Here is a 13,371-nt window from a genome sequence, read left to right on the forward strand (position 1 = left end):
GTCGATGAGTCCAGCGAGGGAGAACATCGCGGGATGTCTCTCACCGCTGTCGCAAGGGATGTGCCATATCAGCACGATGCCGGTTTTTATCCTTTCATTCAGATAGTTGGATGAACGCCCCCGAAGGACCGGAGGCATCACAAGGCGATATCCTGGTGCAAGGGGCACACCGCCCTGCCCCACGATCGTCTATGCCTCTGGTGCAACGCACCGTCGTGACGCAGGAGGGCCAACACGCAAAACGGGGGCGCCGGCTCGGCCGGCGCCCCCGATAGGCAGTGACGATGGGGCCGAGGCTCAGTCGCCCTCGGGACCGCCCGTGCCGGTGGTGACCCGCATCCGACGGCGCAGGACCGGGCCGACGATGTAGGGCAGGATCAGCCCCAGGCCGGCGAACACCCACAGCCCGATGGCCAACCCGCTATCCCACAGGATAGTCCAGTCACCATCGGAGATGTCCATGGCATGGCGCAGGTTCTTCTCCATCTCCGGCCCCAGCAGCAGGCCGAGGATAATCGGTACCAGCGGAATCTCCAACTTGCGGAAGATATACCCGGCAACACCGAAGGCCACCATGAAGTAGAGATCAAAGACGGTGTTGCTGATCGAGTAGATGCCCACGAAAGCGATCATGGTGACCACCGGCAGCAGGAACATCGGCGGCACCGAGAGCAGCTTGACGAAGATCCCCACCAGCGGAATATTTAGAATCAGCAGCAGGAAGTTACCGATCAGCAGCGCAGCGATCACGCCCCAGACGATATCGGCATTCTGGGTGAACATCAGCGGCCCGGGCGTGATGTTGAGCGAGATCAGCAGCGCCAGCAGCACCGCAGTGGTGCCGCTGCCCGGCACGCCGAGGGTCAACATGGGCACCAGGGCGCCGCTGGAGGCGCCATTGTTGCCGGCCTCGGGGCCGGCCACGCCGCGCGGGTCACCCTGGCCGAAGTAGCCCTTCTTGCCGACTATCTTCTTCTCGAGGGTATAGCCGATAAAGCTGCCCAGCGAGGCGCCGGCACCGGGCAGGACGCCGGCAATGAAGCCCAGCACGCCACCCCGGAAGCTGGAAGGCAGGATGTTGCGGATATCCTTCCATTTCAGCGTAAGCTTGTTCACGGCCATCTTTTCCTTGCCGCCGCCGGCCTTCTCTTCAATGAAGAACAGCAACTCGGAGATGGCGAACAACCCGACGATGGCGATGATGAAGTCCACGCCCTCGTAGAGCTCCAGGGTGCCGAAGGTGTAGCGTTGCACCCCGGTGGAGTCGATGCCCACGGTGGCGATCATCAGGCCGATGGCGGCGGCCACCACGGTCTTCATGGGGTTCTTGCCGGTGATGCCACCAAGGGTGGCAAAGGCCAGCAGGAACAGCGCGAAGTACTCGGCCGGGCCGAAGGTCAGGGCGAAATCCGCCAGCAGAGGCGCCAGCAGGATCAGGCCGATGGTGGCGACCAGGCTGCCGATGAAGGAGGCCACGGCGGAGATCGCCAGCGCCTCGGAGGCCTTGCCCTGCTGGGCCATGGGATAGCCGTCGAGGCAGGTCATCATCGCCGGTTCGTCACCGGGGATGTTCAACAGGATCGACGAAATGCGTCCGCCATACATGGCGCCGGCATAGACCGACGTGAGCATGATCATCGCGGTTTCCGGGGCGAGCCCCAGGGTGAAGGCCAGCGGAATCAGGATCGCCACCCCGTTGGCCGGCCCCAGGCCCGGCAGCGCCCCGATCAGGGTGCCGAGGAAGGCACCGAGTAGCGCGAACATCAGGTTGTGCGGCGCCAGGGCGACGCCAAACCCATCCATCAAGAAGCCAAGCGTTTCCATCAACTCACCTCCAGGAATGACAGCAGGCCCAGCGGCAGCGACAGATCGAGGGCGAAGTTGAACAGCAGGAACACCACCACCCCGGAAATTGCCCCGGTGGCGTAGGCCTTGACCGGACGCGATCCCATGCGCCAGCACAGGGTTCCCACGGCGAGGGTCGTGCTGATGATGAAGCCCAGTGGCTGAAGCAACATGGCATAGAGGATCAGCACCACCACGGCGATGATGAGCTCGATACCGGTGCGGCTCCAGGGCCACGCATGGTCTGGATCCGGCCGTACGACCATGTAAAGGCTGGAGAGCCCCAGTACGACGGCCAGCAGGCGGGGAAAGGTCTCGGGGCCGACTGCCTCGGCTCCGCCGAAGGGTTCGTTGAACTGAGTGGTGCCCCAGCCGTACGCGACGGCCAGGACGATCATCAGTATGCCGAAGATACGATCGTTATAGGTCATTCCTGAATCAGCCCGATATCTTTGGAGAGAGTCTCGATCTCTTCGATCTGGTTCATGACGAACGTCTCGAATTCCCCGGCGCTCATGTGGAAGGGCATCAGACCATTCTGCTTCATGACGCTCTGCCACTCCTCGCTTTCATAAATGGTGTCCATGGCGTCGACCCAGTACTGCTTGGCGTCGTCAGAGATGTCAGCCGGCATATAGAAGCCGCGCCAGTTGGGCCCCAGGGCATCGACCCCCTGCTCCATGGCAGTCGGAATATCCTCGAACTCGCCGGGCAGACGCTCCTCGGAAAGCACCGCGAGCACCTTGAGATCACCGGACTCCATGAACCCCTGCGCCTCGGTGATATCGCCAGTGAAGGCATCGACATGGCCGCCGATCACCTGGGTCAGGGCCTCGCCGCCGTTGTTGTACGACAGGTAAGGAATCCGCGGCAGGTTCTCGACATCGGCAGCCTGGGCGGCAATCAATACCTTGAGGTGGTCCCAGCCGCCCTTGGCGCTGCCGCCGGCGAACTTGACGCTGCGCGGGTCTTCCTTGAGGGCCTCCATCAGGTCGTTGAGGTCTTCGTGCTCGGAATCGGCCGCTACAGCGATGATGCCGTAGTCGGCTCCCAGGGCCCCGATCCAGTTGACCATGTCGGCGGTCATGTTGGGGAACTGGCCCTGAGCCAGGCGGGTCGTGGTGGCAGTCGAGGCGGCCACCAGCAGCTGTTCATCACCGGCACGCTTGCTGATGGTGTGACCGAAGGCCACGCCACCGCCCGCGCCGGCCATGTTGATGGTCTGGACACTGCGCGGGACGATATCCAGGTCTTCCATCACCTTGCCGACACTGCGGCAGGTGAAGTCCCAGCCGCCGCCCGGATCGGCAGGTGCCAGGCATTCCACCTTGCCCTGGGGCTCGAAGGCGAAGGTCGAGGCGGCGGTGGTCGCCAGAACGGCGACGGCTACCAGCTGGACGGGGCGCTTGAGATTCATGGCGGCGTTCCTCCTGATGTCATGCTTGTGTGATTGTTGGCTTGCGGAACCTGTCAGCTTTCCTTACAATTCTGTAAGGCAGAACATCGTTCCTCAGAGTGGAAAGTTAGGCTTGGCGTTGACGGGCGTCAACGCCTGAGGCTCCGATTACGACCAAAGTTCAACGCAACGAGGAGGCGCGTCCCTTCGATGGCACAGGACCGTGTCGAAGCCGTGGAACGGGCACTGACGGTACTCGAGGCATTCGACTCCCCCCAGGACCACTTCACGCTGGCCGAGCTGGCCCAGGCCACCGGCTATTACAAGAGCACCTTGCTGCGGCTGCTGGGGTCGCTGACCCGCTTCGACTATGTGCAACGCGACGAGCAGGGACGCTGGCACCTCGGCCATGCCCCGGTCCGCCTGGCACGACGGCACCTCCCCGGCCGACACCTGGCGACCCGGATCCAGCCCCTGCTCGTCCGCCTGGCGGCCGATACCGGTGAAACGGCGGCCCTGCTCGAGGTGGAGGACGGCATGGTGGAGTGCCGCCTCGTCACCCTTCCCGACGTCGCCCTGCGTCATGACCTGCGCCCGGGGGACCGCTGGACAGCGGCGGCCGCGGATGACCCTCGACCGGAACTGCCCGGCGGCGTGATGGTGTGCCAGCCACTGCCGGGGGATGCCATCGAGCCCCCCATGTGGCTCGCCCTGTCGGGCCCCACCGGACGTCTGGACTCGCACCAGGCACATCGCCTCCTGGCCGATGCCATGGCGTCGCTGGCGACCAGCCCACCCCGGGAGGCAGGGCCATGACCGTGTTGCTGGTGGAGGATGATGCGCTGCTGGCTGAGACCCTGGTCGACACCCTCGGTCTCGAGGGCCACGACGTCTGCCACCTGGCGGACGGAGACGCGGCGCGGGCGCGTCTCTCGGTGCCGGGGCATGGTGTCGAACTGGTGCTGCTCGACCTGAACCTGCCGGGATGCAACGGCCTGGCGGTCCTCGAGGCACTGCGGCGCCACGACCGTGACACCCCGGTGCTGATCCTGACGGCACGAGGCGCCGTGGAGGATCGAGTGCGAGGCCTCGACCTGGGCGCGGACGACTACCTGGCCAAGCCCTTTGCCCTGGATGAACTCGAGGCCCGGGTCCGCGCCCTGCTGCGGCGTCGCGGTCCTGATCCGCAACTCAGGGTCGGCCCCCTGGTGCTCGACACCCAGAACCAGCGTTTCACGCTCGAGGAGGCACCGCTCGCTCTTCCGCCCCGCGAGCAACGCCTGCTGGCTTGCCTGATGCGCCATGCCGGCCAGCCGGTGGAGAAGGCCCGGCTTGCCGAGGAGGCCTTCCAGGGCGATCCCATGGGGGACAACGCCATCGAGGTCTATGTCCACCGCCTGCGCAAGCGACTCGGCCACGCCGGCGTTGCCTTGCGAACGGTGCGTGGGCTGGGTTACCTGCTGGAGGTCGAGTGAGGCGGGGCGACAGCCTTTATCGGCGCCTGCTGGGATGGCTGCTGCTTCCCCTGCTGGTGCTGGGCAGCCTGATCCTGATCCAGGCCTGGGTGGACGCTCAGCGTACTGCCGACCGCGCCTTCGACCGGCTGCTCGAAGCCGCCTCCCTGGCCATTGCCGAACAGGTACAGTGGCAGGACGACCGTCTCTGGCTAGACCTGCCGCCAGCGGCCCTGGAGATGCTGGCCACCGATGCCGAGGAGCGGGTCTTCTACAGCCTGGTGGACGGCCAGGGTCGCCTGATCACCGGCAATGCCAACCTGCCGGGGGATTCGCGACAGGGCCTGGGGGGAGAGGACACCCTGCTCTATCGCAACATCAACTGGCAGGATCTGTCGCTGCGCCAGGGAGTCCGCCGCACGCGCTTCGAGGACTGGCGGGTGCGCGAACCCTTCGAGGTCCGTGTCGCCCATAGCCGCGAGGGTCGTGATGCCTTGGCCGCCGAGTTGTGGCGAGCCAACCTCGCGATGATCCTGGCCATGGCGGCACTGGCGACGGTGGGGCTGCTGATGGCGATCCGTGCCGCGCTGACGCCGCTGACCCGACTGCGCCGCGCGATCCGTGCCCGTGACCCGCGCACCCTCGCCCCCCTGGAGCTCACCCTGCCGCGGGAACTCGCCGAGCTTCGCGATACCGTCAACGAGTTGTTGGCCAGGATGCGCCGGGTGCGCGCCAATCAGGAACGCTTCATCGGCGATGCCTCGCACCAGTTGCGGACCCCCCTGGCGGGTCTGTCGGCTCGGGCCGAACTCGCCCTTCGACAGGACGATCCGGCGCGCTGGAAGGAGGCGCTGGTTGCCATGCAGGCCACCAGCGCCCGAACTGCAAGGCTAGCCGTTCAGCTGCTCTCGTTGACCCGGCTGGCCAATCCGGAATATCGCCCGGACCTGGTCCCCCTGGAACTCAACACCATCGCCCGCCAGGCCGTTCGCGACCACTGGGCGTCATGCCACCGGCAAGGGGTCGACCTGGGGGTCGAGACCGTCGAGGGCGAGGTCTGGGTCCGAGGCATCGACTGGCTGATCGCCGAGGCCATCGGCAACTTGATCGACAATGCCTGTCGCTACGGAGGGCGACGGGTCACGGTGCAGGTCGAGGACGAACCGCCCCGCCTGGCTGTGGAGGACGACGGCCCCGGGATACCCCCCCAGAGACGGCTGCTGATGCTGCGCCCCTTTCACCGCGACCGCGAGGACGTGGAAGGGTCCGGTCTGGGACTGGCGATCGTCGATGGTATCGCACGAACACACGGCGCACGCCTGCAACTCTCGTCCGGCCATGACGGCCGTGGACTGACCGTGGTACTGCAATTTCCGGGAGAAAGCCCATGAATCGCCTGAGCCGGCTTGCCTGTCGCTGGCTGCTGCCTCTCGGCCTGGTCGGTGCGCCCGCCGGCGCAGACGAAACTCTGCGCTACGCTGCCAAGACCGACATCGGTCCCACCTCTCAGCTGGTGGTTCATGGCGCCCTGGACCTGCCCCAGATGCGCCCGCTATTGGAGGGCTTTCATCGCGAGAATCCCGACCTGGAGGTGCGCTACCGCAACCTGACCACCCTGGCGCTGCATGAACGCTTCCTGGTCGAGCCGGACGAGGCCGATGTGTTGCTCTCCTCGGCCATGCCCTGGCAGTACCGGCTGGCGAACGAGGGTCATGCCCGCTCCCTGGAGAGTCCCGACGCACGGCGCTGGCCGGCCTGGGCACGCTGGCGTCATGAGCTCTTCGCCTTCACCTTCGAGCCCATCGTCATGGTCGTGAACGAGACCGTCATCGAGCGCTTCGGGGAGGTACGGGGGCATGCCGACCTGCTCGCCCTGCTGGAGCGCCATGCAGAGACCCTGCAGGGCCAGGTGGTGACCTATGACCCGGCCACCAGTGGCGCAGGCTATACCTATGCCATCGAGGAATCGCGGCTCTCGCCCCGCTACTGGGATCTGGTGGCGGCACTGGGAAAGGCCGAGGCCGATCTGGTGGACACCACCGGGGAGATGCTGGAGGGACTGATCGAGGGACGCTATCAGGTGGGCTACAACCTGCTGGGAAGTTATGCCCGGGACCGTCTGGCCGATCAGCCGCAGCTGAGGATCGTGGTGCCCGAGGACTATGCGCTGGTGACCCAACGCCTGGCCCTGATCCCGCGTCAGGCGCCCCACCGCGCCGCGGCCGAGCGCTTTCTCGACTATCTGATCGGCGAGCCGGGCCAGACAGTACTCGCCCGCGAGACCACTCTGGGCGCCATCCATCCTGCCCTCGAGGGGCCGGGCACGGCGACGTCACTGCGCCAAGAAAGAGGCGAGGCATTGCGACCATTCACCCTGGGCCCCGGTCTTCTGGCCACCCTGGACGACCTCAAGCGTGAGGCACTGCTGACCCGCTGGCAGCGGGAATTCTCACGCAGGGAACAACGGTGACCGACGAACAGCCTGACGGGCGCTTCGCCCACCACGGCCGACTCACTGCACGTAGGAGATTTCCACCGGGGCGGTACCACGATGCAACATGCCGAGCGCCTTGGCGGCACGCTTGGAGAGGTCGATGATACGCCCCTTGGCATAGGGGCCCCGGTCATTGATCAACACCTCGACCTCGCGGCCGTTATCCTCGCGAGTCACCACCACCTTTGTCCCGAACGGGAGGGTGGGATGAGCGGCAGTGAGGGCCTGCTGGTCGAAGGACTCGCCGCTGGCCGTGGTCCGGCCCTGGAAGCGGTCGCTGTAGTAGGACGCGACCCCCTGCTGGGTCTCTGATGTCGTCTCGTGGGCCTGCCCCTTGCCGGCGCAGCCGGTCATCAGCAGACCCGCCAGGCAGCAGGTCAGAATCAGGCGGGATCGTATCCCCATGCTGTCACCTCATGACTTACCTTGGTGCGCCGAATCTCGCATCCAGCGATCAGGCGCCATGATCGGTTGTTGACGGCGCAGGGTGCTTGCCCTGCAGCCAACCCGAACTCGTGGCTCGGTCCCGGTCAAACCAGGCCAGCCGTTCGTGCAATGTCACGACACTGCCGACGATAATCAGGGTCGGCGGTCGGATAGTAACCACTTCGCCTGTCGGCGGCAACTCTTGCAGGGTTCCGACATGCACTCGCTGGCGTCCCGTGGTGCCCTGCTCGATCAGGGCCACAGGCGTCTCGGGCGGCAATCCATGACGCTGAAGCTGCTCACCGATCAGTGCCAGGCTGCCCAGCCCCATGTAGAACACCAGCGTCTGGCCGGGGCCGGCCAGCGTCGGCCAGTCCAGGTCGCTGCTGCCATTGCGAAGGTGCCCGGTGACGAAACGCACCGACTGGGCATGATCGCGGTGGGTCAGCGGGATGCCGGCATAGGCGGCGCATCCCGACGCCGCGGTAATGCCGGGAATCACCTCCACTTCGATGCCAGCCGCTACCAGGGTCTCGAGCTCCTCGCCGCCGCGGCCGAAAATGAAGGGGTCGCCGCCCTTGAGACGGACCACCCGCTTGCCGGCCCGGGCCCAGTCGACCAGCGCCTGGTTGATGCCATCCTGGGGCACGCTGTGTCGCGAGCGCTCCTTGCCCACGTAGAACCGCGACGCCTGGGGGGCCGCCAGGGCGAGGATCTCGTCGCTGACCAGACGGTCATGCAGGATCACCTCGGCGGCCTGCAGGCGGCGCAGTGCCTTGATCGTCAACAGCTCCGGGTCTCCGGGACCGGCGCCCACCAGGCTGACGCCACCGGAGGGAAAGGCTGAGCCGGCCGGCCACCTGAGGCCCGAGGCGAGCGATTCGCCGTGGTGTTGAGGACCGACCTGCATATTCCATTATCTCCAGTTCAATCAGTTCATCTATTCACTATGGTAATTAAAAGACGCATCGCCTGCCACTATTCCCTCGTCACAAGCCTATAACCGCGGGTCCGCCAATTGACGGGCGCCCCGGGACGCGCCAATGACGTCGCCCCCGCTGGGCGGGGGCGACGAGGGCTCTTCTGGACGTGGCGTCGGGCTCAGGGGCAGAGCACGCGGCGCAGGCGAGGGCTGGTCAGCTCACCGACCAGGGTGATCACCACCAGCACCGCCAGCAGCCAGGGCCAGTGCAGCGCGAAGTCCACCCGGGTGATCCCCAGGGCATCGACGAAGATCACCAGGATGCCCAGCGGACTCACGTAGCGGACCATGAACAGCCAGAGCGCATGCCAGCCGGCAGAGAGTCCGAGCTCCTCGCGGAAGGTCTCGCTCTTGAGCACGAAGCCGGCGAGGAGCACCATGCCCAGACCGCCCAGCGGCATCATCCAGCGCGCGGTCAGGTAATCCAGCCAGTCGAAGAAGTGTTTGCCGGCCAGGGTCCAGTCGGCCCCGACATTGAACGACAGCATGGCCAGGGTGCTGACCAGCCAAAGTACGATGCCGGTCCCCCAGGACGCCGTACGCCGCGAGAATCCCTTGTTGTCGCACAGCCACGAAACCGTGGCCTCGACCATCGAGATCGAGGACGTCAGAGCGGCCATGGAGAGCATGACGAAGAACAGGATGCCGAAAAGGGTACCCAACGGCATGGCCTGGAACGCCAGTGGCAGGCTCATGAAGATCAGCCCTGGTCCGCTGCTCGGGCTCATGCCATTGGCGAAGATCACCGGGAAGATCGCCAGCCCCGCCATCAGGGCCACCAGGGTGTCGGCCAGCGCCACGGTCAGCGTCGTGCGGGCAATGGAGGCCCGCGCCGGCAGGTAACTGCCGTAGGTAAGGATGGCCCCGGAGGCCAGGGAGAGGGTAAAGAAGGCATGCCCCAGAGCGGCCAGCATGCCCTCGCTGGAGAGGCTGCCGGCATCGAAAGAGAACAGGAAGCGTAGCGCATCGCCGAAGCCGCCGGTGAACATCCCATAGACGATCAGCACCAGCAGCATCACCACCATGCCGGGCATCATCCAGCTGACGCTCTTCTCGATACCGGCCTGGACGCCCTTGCCGACGATCACCATGGTGGCCACCGTGACCAGGGTGCTCCAGAACCCCAGGTTCAGGGGGCTTTCATTGTTGGCGCCGAAGATCGCCGCCATCTCCTCGACACTGGAACCGGCCAGGCCACCACTCAGCATCTTCCACAGGTAGGAGAAGGACCAGCCCGCCACCACCACATAGAACGACAGGATCAGGAAGCCGCACAGCATGGCCATCCAGCCCAGCAGTGACCAGGCCGAGCCGCGGCCCGACTCGCCGACCACGCGACGGATGGCGTCGATGGGGCTACCACGACCGCGGCGACCGAGGGCAATCTCGGTCATCATCACCGGCACCCCCACGGCCAGGATGCAGGCCAGGTAGACCAGCACGAAGGCCCCGCCACCGAACTCACCGGTGATATAGGGGAATTTCCAGATGTTACCCAGGCCCACCGCGGAGCCGGTCGCCGCCAGGATAAAACCCCAGCGGCCGAGCCACTGGGTTCGGGATTGTGGATTCGTTGTCATAGCACACCAGGGGTCACGGAAATTGTTGTTCCGACACGGCGAAGGGTCGCCACATGGGCGCCATTGTGACGGATTTTATCGTGATTGGGCAGACGGGCGGTCGATTGTGCTGCTATCGACCGCTCTCGCCTGCCGGATGCTCAGCGACCAGCATCAAGTCGAGGATCAATCCGCCTTGAGGACGCCGCGACGAATCTGGTCTTCCTCGATGGATTCGAACAGGGCCTTGAAATTGCCTTCGCCGAAGCCGTCGTTCCCCTTGCGCTGGATGATCTCGAAGAAGATGGGTCCGATCACCGTCTCGGTGAAGATCTGCAGCAGCACGCCCTGGTCGGGACCGCCATCGACCAGCAGGCTCAGCTCGCGAAGGTCCTCGACCTTCTCCTGGTGGTTGGGCACCCGCTCGTCGACCTTCTCGTAATAAGTGTCCGGGGTCGTCAGGAAGGTGACGCCATTGGCCTTGAGGGCCCGCACCGTGGCATAGATGTCATCGGTGGCCATGGCCAGATGCTGGATCCCCTCGCCGTTGTACTCACGCAGAAATTCGGCGATCTGCGAGGTGTCGTCGGCCGACTCGTTGATCGGGATATGCATCTTGCCGCAGGGCGCGGTCATGGCGCGGGAATGCAGCCCGGTCATCTTGCCTTCGATGTCGAAGTAGCGGTTCTCGTGGAAGTTGGCGATGCGGGTGTAGAAGTCGGCCCAGACATCCATCTGGCCTCGATCGACGTTGTGCGTCAGGTGGTCGAGGACCTGCAGGCCGACGCTGTTGTCCTGCGGTGTGCGCCCCGGGATCGCTTCGAAGTCGATGTCGTAGATGGTTCGGCCTTGGGCGTCGAGCTTATGGTCGACAAAGTAGAGCAGCGAACCGCCGATGCCTTTCACGGCGGGAATGCCCACCTCGCCATCGGCCACGGGGTTTTCGACCGGCTCCGCGCCATTGTCCACGGCATGCTGGAAGGCCTGGCGCGCATCGGCCACCTTCCAGGCCATGGCGCAGGCGCTGGGTCCGTGAACTCTGGCGAACTCGGCGGCATGACTGCCCGGCTCGGCATTGAGGACGAAGTTCACGCCCTCCTGCTGGAACAGCGTGACCTGCTTGGAGCGGTGGCGCCGGGTCTCGGTGAACCCCATGCGGACGAACAGGGCGCGCAGCGCCTCGATGCCTTCGGCGGTCGGTGCGGTGTACTCGACGAACTCGAAGCCGTTGGTCCCGATGGGATTGGCGTGGTCGAGGGCGTCGTGGGTATGGGCGGGAGCGTTCATGCATCCTCCAGGGGCTGTTGTTGTGAATTCGCGATGGAGCGTCATCGACCCGTGGCGGACGTTGTCGCCGCCGGCGGGCTCTCGATGACGCTCAGCCTAGTGCCTCGACCAGCCGGCCGGAACGTGCCAACCCTGCCCCTGATGCCCCTTCAGCACGACCCATGCCCCCTGTCTCGTAACGAATTCCTTACAACCACCGCAAGCCCATCGCGTCCGCCCCCGGCATGGCGCAAACCCCTGACAGGGCGTAACGAAAAATTGACAGCCAAACTGCCGCAGCCGTGACCCCTCGGGTTTACTGCCTGCCCAGCAGGGTCTCGACGCTCGCCACCTTGTCGTCCATGCGCTGGTCGCGATCGGTGCGGGTCCCGAGTTTGAGCGTGCTGGTGATGCGCGGCGCCCCCATCTCGTGCACGACCTCGTGACAGCGCTTGACCACTGCCATCACCTCGTCCCATGGCCCCTCGATGTTAGTGCCGTAGGCATGCATGCGGTGCTCGAGACCGGACGCCTGGATGACGCGCTGGCATGCCGCGATATGCGGAGAGACCGACACCCCGACACCCAATGGCACTACACATAAATCGATGATCACGTTCATGGCTCTCACTCTCCTCGTTCGTGAAGTCGTTGAAATACACGACCTCAGGATGCTGGTCTATGCTGGTTTTCAAAAGTGCCACTGACGTAGAGCCGTGCCCAGCGCGTTCGCCAGCCTGACATCCATCACCGGATCCGGAGGACTCCATGACCAGCGAACCCCGCATCGGTCCCATCGCCCTGCCCGATACTCGGGCCCGCCGGGTCATCGAACAGCTCCTCGATGGCTCGGGCGTCACGCTCAACGGGGATGCGCCACATGATATCCGCGTACTGCATCCCGACTTCTTCTCTCGAGTGCTGCATAAGGGGACCCTGGGGCTCGGCGAGTCCTACATGGATGGCTGGTGGGAGTGTGATCGCATCGACGAGTTGGCCTGCCGGCTGCTGCTGAATGGACTCGGCGAGCATGCCCGCTCGACCACCGAGCGCCTCAAGTACCGCCTGCAGGCCGGCTTTCTCAACCTGCAGAGCAAGGCCCGTGCCTACATGGTGGGCGAGGCCCACTACGATCTGGGCAATGACCTCTTCGAGCGCATGCTCGACCCCACCATGTGCTACTCCTGCGGCTACTGGAAGTCGGCCGATGACCTGCACCAGGCCCAGCGGGCCAAGCTGGAACTGACCTGTCGCAAGCTCGACCTCAAGCCGGGCATGAAGGTCCTCGATATCGGCTGTGGCTGGGGCAGCTTCGCCGAACATGCCGCCCGCCACCACGATGTCGAGGTCACCGGCATCACCATCTCCCGGGAACAGGCCGCCCTGGCCAGGGAGCGCTGCGCCGAATTGCCGGTGGAGATCCTGCTGCAGGATTACCGCGACCTGGATGGGCTCTATGACCGCATCGTCTCCATCGGCATGTTCGAGCACGTGGGGCACCGCAACTACGCCACCTACTTCGAGACGGTGAGGCACCTGATGCCGGCCGATGGCCTCTTCCTGCTGCATACCATCGGCTCCAACCGATCCGATGTGAGCGCCGATCCCTGGTTCAACAAATACATCTTCCCCAATGGCGTCCTGCCCTCGGCCATGCATATCGCCAAGGCCAGCGAGGATCACCTGATGATGGAGGACTGGCAGAACTTCGGCCCCGATTACGACCACACCCTGATGGCCTGGCTGGCGAACTTCGACGCCCACTGGCACGAGATCGCTCATCACTACAACGAGCGCACCCGCCGCATGTTCCGCTACTATCTCTCGGTATGCGCCGGGGCCTTCCGGGCGCGCCATATGCAACTCTGGCAGGTCGTCTTCTCCCGCGGACGCCCTAGGCGCTACGACGCCCCGCGATGACCCTCCGGGCCGATGGAGGACTGGCGCTT

13 protein-coding genes are annotated in these 13,371 nt (G+C 65.1%); 5 read left to right on the forward strand and 8 right to left on the reverse strand.

Features of this window, described 5'->3' with window-relative positions; translation table 11 throughout:
* Nucleotides 1-297: 297 nt before the first annotated feature.
* Genes QLQ86_RS13350 through QLQ86_RS13360 form a run of 3 tightly spaced genes read right to left on the reverse strand, consistent with a single transcriptional unit; the run spans nt 298 to nt 3,262 of the window.
* Nucleotides 298-1,824, reverse strand: coding sequence for a tripartite tricarboxylate transporter permease (locus QLQ86_RS13350; protein WP_282735385.1), 1,527 nt, complete (start codon nt 1,822-1,824; stop codon nt 298-300).
* Nucleotides 1,824-2,276, reverse strand: a complete 453-nt coding sequence (locus QLQ86_RS13355; RefSeq protein WP_282817264.1) for a tripartite tricarboxylate transporter TctB family protein — start codon at nt 2,274-2,276, stop codon at nt 1,824-1,826. The genes QLQ86_RS13350 and QLQ86_RS13355 overlap by 1 nt, the downstream gene beginning before the upstream one ends.
* Entirely contained in the window at nt 2,273-3,262 is a 990-nt protein-coding gene (locus QLQ86_RS13360) for a Bug family tripartite tricarboxylate transporter substrate binding protein (protein WP_282735387.1), read from the reverse strand. The genes QLQ86_RS13355 and QLQ86_RS13360 overlap by 4 nt, the downstream gene beginning before the upstream one ends.
* Before the next feature lie 189 nt (nt 3,263-3,451).
* Here QLQ86_RS13360 and QLQ86_RS13365 point away from each other — a divergent pair, with 189 nt between their 5' ends.
* The 4 genes from QLQ86_RS13365 to QLQ86_RS13380 are packed head-to-tail and all read left to right on the forward strand — an operon-like array spanning nt 3,452 to nt 7,165.
* Nucleotides 3,452-4,057: a helix-turn-helix domain-containing protein gene (locus QLQ86_RS13365; protein ID WP_282735388.1), complete on the forward strand. Its 606-nt coding sequence runs from the start codon at nt 3,452-3,454 to the stop codon at nt 4,055-4,057.
* Nucleotides 4,054-4,716, forward strand: coding sequence for a response regulator transcription factor (locus QLQ86_RS13370; protein WP_282817265.1), 663 nt, complete (start codon nt 4,054-4,056; stop codon nt 4,714-4,716). The genes QLQ86_RS13365 and QLQ86_RS13370 overlap by 4 nt, the downstream gene beginning before the upstream one ends.
* Nucleotides 4,713-6,086: a sensor histidine kinase gene (locus tag QLQ86_RS13375; RefSeq protein ID WP_282817266.1), complete on the forward strand. Its 1,374-nt coding sequence runs from the start codon at nt 4,713-4,715 to the stop codon at nt 6,084-6,086. The genes QLQ86_RS13370 and QLQ86_RS13375 overlap by 4 nt, the downstream gene beginning before the upstream one ends.
* Nucleotides 6,083-7,165: an ABC transporter substrate-binding protein gene (locus QLQ86_RS13380; protein WP_282817267.1), complete on the forward strand. Its 1,083-nt coding sequence runs from the start codon at nt 6,083-6,085 to the stop codon at nt 7,163-7,165. The genes QLQ86_RS13375 and QLQ86_RS13380 overlap by 4 nt, the downstream gene beginning before the upstream one ends.
* A 42-nt stretch (nt 7,166-7,207) precedes the next feature.
* Here the strand turns inward: QLQ86_RS13380 and QLQ86_RS13385 are convergent, their stop codons facing one another.
* From QLQ86_RS13385 to QLQ86_RS13405, 5 genes are all read right to left on the reverse strand, one after another.
* A complete protein-coding gene (locus tag QLQ86_RS13385) occupies nt 7,208-7,594 on the reverse strand; it encodes a septal ring lytic transglycosylase RlpA family protein (RefSeq protein ID WP_282817268.1) in 387 nt (128 codons plus the stop codon).
* A 49-nt stretch (nt 7,595-7,643) separates the two neighbouring features.
* On the reverse strand, nt 7,644-8,525 hold the full coding sequence (gene cobA / locus QLQ86_RS13390) for a uroporphyrinogen-III C-methyltransferase (RefSeq protein WP_282817269.1): 882 nt from the start codon (nt 8,523-8,525) through the stop codon (nt 7,644-7,646).
* Nucleotides 8,526-8,716: 191 nt separating this feature from the next.
* Complete coding sequence (locus tag QLQ86_RS13395; RefSeq protein ID WP_282817270.1) at nt 8,717-10,177, reverse strand: sodium-dependent transporter; 1,461 nt, start codon at nt 10,175-10,177, stop codon at nt 8,717-8,719.
* Between the two features lie 165 nt (nt 10,178-10,342).
* Nucleotides 10,343-11,443 (reverse strand): 4-hydroxyphenylpyruvate dioxygenase, encoded by a 1,101-nt coding sequence (hppD, locus tag QLQ86_RS13400; protein WP_282817271.1) that lies wholly within the window; start codon nt 11,441-11,443, stop codon nt 10,343-10,345.
* Nucleotides 11,444-11,738: 295 nt separating this feature from the next.
* A complete protein-coding gene (locus QLQ86_RS13405) occupies nt 11,739-12,044 on the reverse strand; it encodes an MTH1187 family thiamine-binding protein (protein WP_282817272.1) in 306 nt (101 codons plus the stop codon).
* A gap of 146 nt (nt 12,045-12,190) precedes the next feature.
* On the opposite strand from QLQ86_RS13405, the gene cfa reads away from it, so the two are divergent.
* The gene (gene cfa, locus QLQ86_RS13410) at nt 12,191-13,342 is read left to right on the forward strand and encodes a cyclopropane fatty acyl phospholipid synthase (protein ID WP_282817273.1); all 1,152 of its coding nucleotides are present in this window, start codon (nt 12,191-12,193) and stop codon (nt 13,340-13,342) included.
* Nucleotides 13,343-13,371: the final 29 nt, after the last annotated feature.

Origin of the sequence: Halomonas rhizosphaerae, from assembly GCF_030012485.1 — a bacterium.
Lineage (GTDB): Bacteria > Pseudomonadota > Gammaproteobacteria > Pseudomonadales > Halomonadaceae > Halomonas > Halomonas rhizosphaerae.

Excerpts from the sequence above, each read along its gene's own strand:
- QLQ86_RS13365 (WP_282735388.1), top strand. The coding sequence starts at position 3,452 with ATGGCACAGGACCGTGTCGAAGCCGTGGAACGGGCACTGACGGTACTC.
- cobA (WP_282817269.1), bottom strand. The coding sequence starts at position 8,525 with ATGCAGGTCGGTCCTCAACACCACGGCGAATCGCTCGCCTCGGGCCTC.
- hppD (WP_282817271.1), bottom strand. The coding sequence starts at position 11,443 with ATGAACGCTCCCGCCCATACCCACGACGCCCTCGACCACGCCAATCCC.
- QLQ86_RS13350 (WP_282735385.1), bottom strand. The coding sequence starts at position 1,824 with ATGGAAACGCTTGGCTTCTTGATGGATGGGTTTGGCGTCGCCCTGGCG.
- QLQ86_RS13405 (WP_282817272.1), bottom strand. The coding sequence starts at position 12,044 with ATGAACGTGATCATCGATTTATGTGTAGTGCCATTGGGTGTCGGGGTG.
- QLQ86_RS13370 (WP_282817265.1), top strand. The coding sequence starts at position 4,054 with ATGACCGTGTTGCTGGTGGAGGATGATGCGCTGCTGGCTGAGACCCTG.
- QLQ86_RS13380 (WP_282817267.1), top strand. The coding sequence starts at position 6,083 with ATGAATCGCCTGAGCCGGCTTGCCTGTCGCTGGCTGCTGCCTCTCGGC.
- QLQ86_RS13360 (WP_282735387.1), bottom strand. The coding sequence starts at position 3,262 with ATGAATCTCAAGCGCCCCGTCCAGCTGGTAGCCGTCGCCGTTCTGGCG.
- QLQ86_RS13385 (WP_282817268.1), bottom strand. The coding sequence starts at position 7,594 with ATGGGGATACGATCCCGCCTGATTCTGACCTGCTGCCTGGCGGGTCTG.
- cfa (WP_282817273.1), top strand. The coding sequence starts at position 12,191 with ATGACCAGCGAACCCCGCATCGGTCCCATCGCCCTGCCCGATACTCGG.
- QLQ86_RS13395 (WP_282817270.1), bottom strand. The coding sequence starts at position 10,177 with ATGACAACGAATCCACAATCCCGAACCCAGTGGCTCGGCCGCTGGGGT.
- QLQ86_RS13355 (WP_282817264.1), bottom strand. The coding sequence starts at position 2,276 with ATGACCTATAACGATCGTATCTTCGGCATACTGATGATCGTCCTGGCC.